Origin of the sequence: Amycolatopsis sp. NPDC051061, from assembly GCF_040682935.1 — a bacterium.
Taxonomy (GTDB): Bacteria; Actinomycetota; Actinomycetes; order Mycobacteriales; family Pseudonocardiaceae; genus Amycolatopsis.
The window spans coordinates 1-1031 of the sequence record NZ_JBFBBZ010000184.1 but is presented as its reverse complement, the minus strand read 5'-3'; the positions used below and the strand labels follow the sequence as shown (position 1 = coordinate 1031).

General features: G+C 32.5%; 2 protein-coding genes. Both read left to right on the top strand.

The window, feature by feature from the left end; all coding sequences use genetic code 11:
* Positions 1-188: 188 nt before the first annotated feature.
* Positions 189-389: a cold-shock protein gene (locus AB0N03_RS52565; RefSeq protein ID WP_039114841.1), complete on the top strand. Its 201-nt coding sequence runs from the start codon at positions 189-191 to the stop codon at positions 387-389.
* A gap of 277 nt (positions 390-666) precedes the next feature.
* The gene (locus AB0N03_RS52560) at positions 667-867 is read left to right on the top strand and encodes a cold-shock protein (RefSeq protein WP_063283138.1); all 201 of its coding nucleotides are present in this window, start codon (positions 667-669) and stop codon (positions 865-867) included.
* Positions 868-1031 lie beyond the last annotated feature (164 nt).

The following is a 1031-nucleotide window of genomic DNA, read 5'->3' as shown; positions in this document are numbered from 1 at the left end:
TGCTAAAGCAAATCCGCATGAAAATCTGGGAAATCACAAGAAGATCTATAAGTATTAAATAGACCAATTTGACTTTAGTAATAATAGGTGTTACTATTAAGAGGTAGGTTTTGTCTCGAGTTTAAATGTTTTAGGAATGCACTTTTTCGCAAAATGGGATTTACAGATGATGCGAAAGGATGTATTACATGAATAAAGGAACAATAAATTGGTTTAACGCTGACAAAGGCTATGGTTTTATTATGGCAGATGATATGCAAGATGTGTTTGCTTATCTCTTATCTATTCAGGGAAATGATTTTAAAAAATACGCTGAAGGTCAAAAGGTTACTTTTGATATCAAAATGACGTCTCGTGGACGTTATGCTTCAAACGTACATAAAAGATAAATGAGTTAAAGCATGGGGTGTCCTTTGCTTTTTTATTTATTGCTATTGCAAAAATGAATTAAAATGTTATACTGAGTGAGGGAAAGATTAGTTGCTTTCCCTACAGTTCATAAAATCCATGTCACTACGATATGGATTTTATTAATCAGAGAGTAGTTTGACATTGAGTATAATTAGTGTTATTATGAAGAAGTAGATTTTGTCATGAGTAAAATGTTTTATCGATTCACTTTTCGCAAAATGAGATTTACAATTTTGTCGAAAGGAAATAAATATTATGGCAAATGGAACAGTAAAATGGTTTAACGCAGATAAAGGATTTGGCTTTATCACTTCAGAAGAAGGCAAAGATTTGTTCGCTCACTTCTCAGCAATCCAATCTGATGGATTCAAATCACTTGACGAAGGTCAAAAAGTTGAATTTGATGTTGAAGAAGGTCAACGTGGACCTCAAGCAGTTAATATCACAAAAGCATAATTGTATCTGAAAATCGTGCAAAAACTGGAGTCATGACTTCAGCTTTTTTATATTCAGTTGCAATTATGAGAGAGTATGATATACTTAGCCAGCAAGAGGAAACTCACACTTCCCATTCATAAATTAGGGGCACTTTAATATAGAGTGGTTTTTTTAATGTTTAT

Excerpts from the sequence above, each read along its gene's own strand:
- AB0N03_RS52560 (WP_063283138.1), top strand. The coding sequence starts at position 667 with ATGGCAAATGGAACAGTAAAATGGTTTAACGCAGATAAAGGATTTGGC.
- AB0N03_RS52565 (WP_039114841.1), top strand. The coding sequence starts at position 189 with ATGAATAAAGGAACAATAAATTGGTTTAACGCTGACAAAGGCTATGGT.